Raw genomic sequence first — 8,078 nt, 5'->3', positions numbered from 1 at the left:
TCCCCACACTCCCCACACTCCCCCATCTTTCCATCTCCCCTTTCCCCTTTTCCCTTTTCCCTTTAACCTTTTCCCCTACCTCAAGAGCCTCCCCTACTCCCTCATCCCTCATCCCTCATCCCCATCCCCCATACCCTACTCATTTTCACCTACAGACTTGACCAAATTTAACTCATAGGGTCGTTCTGTATCGTCTTCTCCTAAATATTCGCCATTTTGAATTTCTAAAATAACTAATGGAATATGACCGGGGTTTTCTACCTTATGCAGCGTTGCTGCGGGAACATAAGTTGATTGGTTGCGATTGAGTAAAATTTCTTGTTCGCCACAAGTGACTTTTGCTACACCTGACACTACAACCCAGTGTTCGTTGCGATGATAGTGGATTTGTGGTTTAATTCCGTGTCTAGGTTTAATTTCAACGCGACTAATTCTATAGGATTCTCCCTCTTCAATTACCTCGACATGACCCCAATATCGCGTACCTGAATGTGAAGACATTTCATTAATATTATCAGACTGAGTATTATTTTCATTCAGACTCATAACTAATCTCTCAATTCAATGATTATTAATATTTGTGAATAATCTACCCCAAAGGAAGTAAATCCGGATAGGAATTCTCGATAAAAAAGGACTTAGGGCATGGGGCATGGGGCATGGGGCATTGGGCAGAGGCGAAAAACTCATCTCCCCACCTCCCTACCTCCCCACCTCCAAACTAGCCTCCAGTATACTGAATCCGATAAATCCGATTATTGGCTTCTTCTGTTACTAGTAAACTGCCATCTGGTAAGACGAGTAAACTCACGGGTCGTCCCCAAGTACTTGGTACAGAGGGATTGAGTAAAAATCCGGTGAGAAAATCTTCGTAATAGCCTTGCGATTGTCCTTTGGCATCAAAGGGAACAAACACGACTTTGTAGCCCGTACCGCGATCGCGGTTCCAAGAACCACGAAAAGCAACAAAAGCACCGTTGCGGTACTTTTGTGGAAATGTTTTCCCATCATAAAACTGCAAACCCAATGCTGCTGAGTGGGCTTGAAATAGGACATCTGGGGTTTTGGTACGGGCTGCTAAATCTGGGCGTTTGCTTTGGTCGTTGGTTTTTTGACGCGGATCGAGGTTATTCGGCGTTAAGTAAGTATAAGGCCAGCCGTAGAATTCTCCTTTTCGGATGCGTGTTAAATAATCTGGTACTAAATCATCACCAATTCCGTCACGTTCGTTAACAGTGGTGTAAAGTTCCTTAGTTACAGGATGAAAATCTAGACCAACAGGGTTACGCAAACCGAAAGCGAAGGTCTGCTGTTGGGAACCATCCAAATTCATCACTTGCACCGAAGCCCTTGGTAAAGGTTCTTCATCGACGTTGGTTCCCGAACCAATTGAAACATACAATTGATTGCCATCAGGCGAGACAACAACATTGCGTGTCCAATGATTGTTATAGCCTTGGGCAGGCAAATCAGCAATTTTTTGCCCATTGCCTGTAATTTTGTTTTCACCTTGAGTATAGGGAAAACGCAACACAGCATCTGTATTTCCCAAAAAGAAGGAATCACCGGCAAAAGCCATACCAAAAGGTCTATTGAGTCCGTTTTCCCCACTAGCAAAGGTTTCTCGGACATCAGCTACTCCGTCGCCGTTACTATCACGCAACAGACGAATACGATTTTGCCCGGTTTCAGTCACCAGTACATCACCACTAGGGGTTAAAGCTAACCAACGTGGGGCATCTAAATCTTCAGCAAACACATTAACTGTAAAGCCTGGTGGTACGCGTAGTACTGGGTCTTGAGGAATGGCTACAACCTCAGGGCGCTTAGACGCACTTTCTGTTGCGAAGGGTGCTGGTAAGTTATTGAGATTAATTCTGATAGGTTTAGGTGAAAATACTTCAGTGCGAATGATATTTTTCGACTGTGTAGGATTTTGTGCCAGTTCGGCAGCAGGTACAGATGTTTGCGGTGGTGGATTATCCAAAGAGGCGCGGGTCTGGTTACAAGCTGCTACCAAAATGAGTAAAAAAACTGGCAGCAAGAAACGCCCAGAAGCTTTCATGACGGTAAACACTATACACAATTTTTATACTATAGACTCAAAACTTAATAATTGTCGCCAGTCTAAAGTCCGATTTTTCTCAGTGAAATTCGATATGCAAAGAGGAATAAAAAATCGGTCAACAATCATCACTCATCAGTCAACACTTTTAATACCAATCTTCACGCATATAAACATTTATTTGTCAATAATAAATTTTCAAATTCGGCTGCTGGTAATGGACGACTGAAGAGAAAACCTTGCATAGAATTACACTTGTGTTGGCGCAAAAAAGCTAATTCTGCTTCAGCTTCTACACCTTCAGCAACGACATTTAAGTTGAGATTGTGAGCCATTTGAATTAATGCTTTGGTAATGGCTGATTTTTGGAGGTCGTTGGCAACATTATGGATAAAGTAACGGTCAATTTTTAAAGTATTAATTGGTAAATTTTTCAGATAAATTAAAGAAGAGTAGCCTGTACCAAAATCATCGATCGCTATTTTCACACCCAAAGAACGCAATTTATTCATAGTGGCGATCGCACTATTGACATCTTGCATAATCATACTTTCAGTGAGTTCCAATTCCAGGCAATCTGCTTGCAAATGATTGGTTTCAATAAAATTTACTATTTTCTGAATAAAATCTGGTTGATTAAACTCAATTACAGATAAATTCACAGCAATTTTCAAGGAATAAATTCCCGCATCATCCCGCCAGTTTTTCATTTGCTGGCACACTTTTTTTAACACCCATTTGCCAATGGGAACAATTAAACCTGTAGACTCGGCGATGGGAATAAATTCTGTGGGATAAATAATCCCTAATTCCGGACTTTGCCAGCGTAACAAACTTTCAGCAGCTACTATCTTTCCAGAAGCAATATCCAGTATTGGTTGATAATAAATCTCAAATTCTTGAAAATTATGTTGTTTGATTGCTCGATGCAAGCTAATTTCTAATAACTGCATTTTGGGAGAGAAGTTGTGAGTTGCATTCTGAGCAGATAAATATCTTTTTAAAGTAGCATATTTTTCTAATCTATTCATAATGGCGCTTAATAACTCAGCCCTCGTGAATGGCTTAGTTATATAGTCATCTGCACCTAGATCCATACCTCTACGGAAGTCAGATTTAGCAGATTTGGCAGTGAGAAAAATAAAGGGAATTGTTGCCGTAATTGGGTTTTGACGTAATGCTGTTAACACCTGATACCCATCAATTTCTGGCATCATCATATCGCACAAAATTAAATCAGGAACTTCAGAAATAGCCAAATCTAGCCCGATTTTTCCATTGGCAGCAGCAATAGTTTCAAAATCTTCAGCTTCTAGCAAATCTAATATATTTTCCCTTACTGATTCTTCATCTTCAATTATTAAAATTTTGGGCATGACTGACCTCAAATTATATCTGATTATTTAATGCCAGAATCACAGTGATTTTAGTTCCAAAACCTTCTGTACTTCTAACAAATATTTCACCTTGATGAATATCTATACACTTTTTAACAATTGTCATTCCTAATCCAGTGCCTAGTATCTTGCCGACATTACTGGCGCGGTGAAATGATTCAAATAGAAATGGTAGGTCAGCTTCGGGAATACCAATCCCCCAATCTTGAATTTCAAATACTGCTTGCCCATTTTGGCAACTCAGACTAAACTTGACAATACTATCATCTGGAGAATATTTAATTGCATTTGATAATAAATTATTGAAAATGTGTCCCAACAATTTATCATCCATACAGCAAGGTATAGATTCATATTGACTGGTGAAAGAAATCAAGCGTTGATTGTTGAGATTCATTTGTATTTCTTCCACTAGCTGTTGGCAGTATTTGACTAAATCAAAAGATGTTGGTTTATACTCTAATTTTCCAGTTCCCGCTTTTCCAATAATTAACACATCATTCAACATCTCAGTCATCCGTTTGACAGCAGTTTGAATGCGATGCAAATGAGTAAGTTGTCTTTCTTGAGTCCATTTGTGGCGATAGTGTTCCAGTAACTCACAAGAAGAAAGGATAGTAGTTAACGGCGTGCGGAACTCATGAGAAGTCATGGAAACAAAGTGAGATTTCAGTTCCCCTAGTTGCTTTTCTTTTTCTAGTGCTACTCTTAGTTCTTGTTCTAATAACTTACGTTCTGTGATATCTACCCAGTAACCGACTATTTCCATAGGGTTACCAGCTTCATCTCGCACTAAGTTTCCTTGGTCGTATATCCAACGATAGATGCCGTCTTGGTGTAGAAATCGATATTCTATCGTGTAATCTCCTCGCTCCAATACTTCTGAAAGTTGAAAAAACACTTGGGTTACATCTTCTGGATGAATGTGACTAGCCCAAAAGCCGGAATCTTCTACAAAGTGGCGTGCTTCATAGCCCGTAATTTTTGTAACGTTTTCGCTAATAAATGTCGCACCGAAGTCTCCAGAAGCTTTGCAGGTATAGATAACAGCTGGGCTAAAAGCCAGTAAATGTTGCAGCTTTTGTGGACTGTCAAATAGTGGAGTTTCTGATTGCCTGCGGTCTGTAATATCTCGATCTACACCGCGATACCCACAAAATTGACCCTCAGGGTTGAACACTGGGACTGCGCTGCTTTCAAGAACAACTAAACGGCCATCCTGATGGATATTGATGTTCTTCAGACATTTAAATGGTTGCTGTGCAGCGACAATGGAAGTAAAAATCTTAGTCACACGTTTAGCTTCTTCAGGTGACATCAAATCAAAGGGTGTTTTACCTAAAATTTCCGTGGGTTCGTAACCCAAAATGTCGCGTATTTTCGGACTGGCATAGGTATAAACCGTATTTTCATCAATTTGCCATATCCAATCGCTGCTGGCTTCAACTAAATTGCGGAATTTTTCTTCACTATTTTTCAGTGCTTCTTGAGCAAGTTTGTATTCTTGTAGTGCCGTTTCCTGAGATTGCCACAATTTTTCCTCTTTTGCCTGTACATGGAAGGTAATATCTACAGAAACTCCAATGAGGCGGCTAGGTTTGTCTGTTGTGTCTTTAGGTACTATAGCGCGTCTGGGTAACGATTTGTACTTAGGCCATTGCCGCTGAGGGAAAATTAAATGTTCTACCTCAAAAGAACTCAAAATACCAATATGGTTTTGGGCATCTTTTGAATAAATACCTTGGTTGCAACTGCAATCTAACCCCTCTTCTAAAGTTCTTTCACTTAACTCTAGCCAAGATTGATTCCAAAAATTACCTAAAGCATCACTATCTGACATACAAATCAGCATAGGTATTGTATCGGCCATGATGCAATAGTGCTGTTGGTTTTCATGTATTGTCTCAAAAGCTGTAGTATGCTCTACAGTCTCAGGACATTCGTGAATTTTTTCAGATTCATTTTGGTCAAGTGTAGTATTTACAACTACTGACTCTAGCAAACACCGTTGTTCTTCAGTTGACTGGTAGTTACCTGTAGTTTTCTCTATTTTTTGTGCCAGTCCTTGACAAATACTCTCAGGAGTGATAATGCCGACAACGTGACCTTGGTTATCGACAACTGGCAGTATGTCCAACTGCTGATGGCATAGTAGTGACAGGACACAGGAGATTTCCTGAAATTCTGACACTTTCAGTGTTTTTACTGAGGTATGCATCACCTCACAAATCTTAGCTGTTTTCAAGTCAGTCCCTGAAGCTATAAGCCGCACAATATCATGCTTCGTAAAGCATCCCGCTAATTGCGAACAAGACCCCACCAAAATACTTTTGCTCTGTGTTGCCATCAGAGCGATCGCATCTGATAGTGGTGTTTCCGGCACAACCATTAGCGGCGAACAGTCTATTATTGACTCTAAGCTTTCTAGCCCGATAAACTGAGATAAAGCTTGCATAGATTATTACTATAGCTATTATCAAAAGATAGTTATCTAAAGCTGTTCACTTAAGCATTTTCTAATATTTTGACCCCAAACAATTAGTAATCTTTGAAGTATAAACACTGGAAAAATAGTTTTAAGAAATACAAATGGGGGTATGGGGCATTGTTTATTCCCTGTATCAAAGCGTGTGTTTCATCTCCCACCCTACGGAAAGCTAAAGCTACATCCCCCTCATTCCCATGTCCACCTAACGCAACTCTATCCGCCTTTCCCCATAACGCAATAGCCTTTCTATGGTTGTCAGCCGATTTTCCCAGACTTTGACTTGATAGGAATTCGATTTGATTTCTTGCTTCATTAACACTCGAAATTGAGACTGGAAGCGAGTTAGAGAAGCTCTGGCCACTAGTAATTTACTAGCAGAAGGCGCGGTGGCAAGCTGATTTAAAGCAGTACGTAAAACTTCTGCCTGGTTATTAAAATCTGAAATTGTTTGAGCAGGCATGGACAATTGTTCATTTTGCAAAACAAACTTCCATTCGCGTTGCAGCGCAGTGTAACGAATAGCAGCAGTTTGAAAAGGCTGGCGGTGAGGAATAGGTTCAGTTCTTGCAGATTCAACTTTACCTTGAGTACTAATAAAAAGTTTTTGGAGTTCGTCATTAAAATTCTCTGCGGCAAACAAAGCATAACCACTAACTGGCAAATCTCTTACCAATTGGAGTTGGTCAAATGTTCCAATTGTTGGCAAAGAAAGTAAGCGAATTCCTGGTACTAACAAGGTAGCTCCCAATTGTTTAGAGGCAATCCAAGGTTGAGCCAGTCGTTGAAACCGTGATGTGTCAAGGGCATAAGTCATGGGAATGATTAAATCTACATCCCCTCGCCTAGCCCAAACTTCCCAGTTTTGTTGAATTTTCTCAATGCGTTCTGTTTGTGGCAAAGGAAAAACTGCAACTGACAAAATTAAATTTCCTCGCTTTTGTCGCAACTGCTTTGATAGTTGGGCAACAAAGCTGTCAACTTGTTCGGTGCGAAATGTCGTCCATTTTTGCCACAGTTCTGGTTGACTGGGGGAAATATTCATGGGGTCTACACCAATGAGTTGCTGAAACTGCATTCTTGCAGCTTTGCCATAACCATATGTTCGACCAGCCAGTGGATCTTGGAATGGGTAACGAATGTAATCTAGCTGTAAACCGTCCACATCATAACGAGTGACGATTTCCTCATACAGCTTGAGTAAATACTGTCGCGCTTGGGGGTTCGCTGGGTCTAAAAATGGCTTCGTTTGCCCAGCTGGAATCATGTTGCCTTGGTTATCGTAGTTTGCCCAATCTGGGTGAGCAGCTAGTATTGGCCCTGGGTAATTGGGATTAACGTTGATAATTTCATTGTGGCGTTGGTTACCAGCAGCAAAAGTCCAAACCCAAGCGTGCAATTCCATATCCCGTTCGTGGGCTAGTTTGACTGCATCTGCCAAGGCATCCCAACCGCGAATTAATGGGTTTTGTTCTTTGGCAACTTGGCTGGGATAAATTGTGTAGCCGGCGTTAACAGTTTCAAAAAAGATGGTATTAATCCCGGTTGCTGCTAGTCGGTCAAAAATCTCCGCTAGTTTCGCCTTGCTACCGGCACGGACAATGGTGGCTCGGTCTAACCAAACTGCCCGGATTTCTGGCTGAGCTATTCTGCGATCCACAGGAAACTGCTGCCACAAAATTCTCTTAGCAATTAGCCACTGCTGACGAGCCAAGGCATAATTTTTTTGGGCAATCAGTTGAGGGAAGTTTTTAGCAATTACCTTCGCCTGTTCTAAAGCTTGTTGTTGGCTGGTGGCTAATGTCCCTGGTGTGGTTGAGGTAATTGAAGTTTGTTGTTTGAGAGACTCCACATCTATTTTTCCTAAATTTTCCGCAGTTTCCCCAAGGTCAGCAGCATTAGCCAACACCGCTAAATTGGCACTTTCTACCCGACCAATGAGATTTTCTAACTCTTGCTGGAGAGCGATCGCTTGGTTTTGATTAATTGGCTCATTGGAGTTGGGTACAACATCTAAACGTACTGCTTCTTCCAATTGATCGATGGCTTCCTTGGAAGTTGGTGGTTTGACTACACCAAGGGGTCTTGGTTGGGGAGCGGTGGCAGATGGGGAGACGCGGGGAGGGGGAGA

Annotated in this window: 5 protein-coding genes; all 5 read right to left on the bottom strand. The window is 41.2% G+C overall.

What is annotated here, in order from left to right; genetic code table 11:
- Positions 1-135 precede the first annotated feature (135 nt).
- A complete protein-coding gene (locus tag GNE10_RS28660; RefSeq protein WP_099068582.1) occupies positions 136-546 on the bottom strand; it encodes a phosphomannose isomerase type II C-terminal cupin domain in 411 nt (136 codons plus the stop codon).
- Between the two features lie 175 nt (positions 547-721).
- The gene (locus tag GNE10_RS28655) at positions 722-2,065 is read right to left on the bottom strand and encodes a sorbosone dehydrogenase family protein (RefSeq protein ID WP_185569054.1); all 1,344 of its coding nucleotides are present in this window, start codon (positions 2,063-2,065) and stop codon (positions 722-724) included.
- Positions 2,066-2,226: 161 nt separating this feature from the next.
- Positions 2,227-3,441: an EAL domain-containing response regulator gene (locus GNE10_RS28650; RefSeq protein WP_185569052.1), complete on the bottom strand. Its 1,215-nt coding sequence runs from the start codon at positions 3,439-3,441 to the stop codon at positions 2,227-2,229.
- Positions 3,442-3,454: 13 nt separating this feature from the next.
- Positions 3,455-5,917, bottom strand: a complete 2,463-nt coding sequence (locus tag GNE10_RS28645; protein ID WP_185569051.1) for a PAS domain-containing protein — start codon at positions 5,915-5,917, stop codon at positions 3,455-3,457.
- Between the two features lie 235 nt (positions 5,918-6,152).
- On the bottom strand, positions 6,153-8,078 hold a 1,926-nt coding region (locus GNE10_RS28640; protein WP_185569049.1), incomplete at its 5' end, for a glycoside hydrolase family 10 protein.

This window comes from Nostoc sp. 2RC, from assembly GCF_014222165.1.
In the GTDB taxonomy this organism is placed as follows: Bacteria; Cyanobacteriota; Cyanobacteriia; order Cyanobacteriales; family Nostocaceae; genus Nostoc; species Nostoc linckia.
The sequence above is the reverse complement of the archived record's forward strand: the minus strand, read 5'-3'. Positions and strand labels throughout refer to the sequence as shown.